Consider the following 213-nt stretch of genomic DNA (forward strand, 5'->3'; position numbering starts at 1 on the left):
ATATGCTGCTTCCCTGCTATCCCTCGTCCCGACGGGGACGCAGACCTTTTCCCCTGTTGCTCATGCTGCGCATTCACTGCCTGCAACTCTGGTTTGACCTCAGTGACAGCGCTGCCGAAGATGCCCTCCATGACATGCTGCCATTTCGTCAGTTCTCCGGTATCGACTGCTGCGTCCCCGACCGCACCACCATCATGAATTTCCGTCATTTTC

The 213-nt window shown here is 56.3% G+C and carries 1 protein-coding gene; it reads left to right on the forward strand.

Annotated features, from left to right (window positions below; all coding sequences use genetic code 11):
• The coding region (locus tag ACSZO1_RS22895; protein ID WP_437616711.1) for a transposase at positions 1-213 on the forward strand (213 nt) is incomplete at both ends.

Source organism: Erwinia sp. V71 (assembly GCF_965644245.1).
Classification (GTDB): Bacteria; Pseudomonadota; Gammaproteobacteria; order Enterobacterales; family Enterobacteriaceae; genus Erwinia.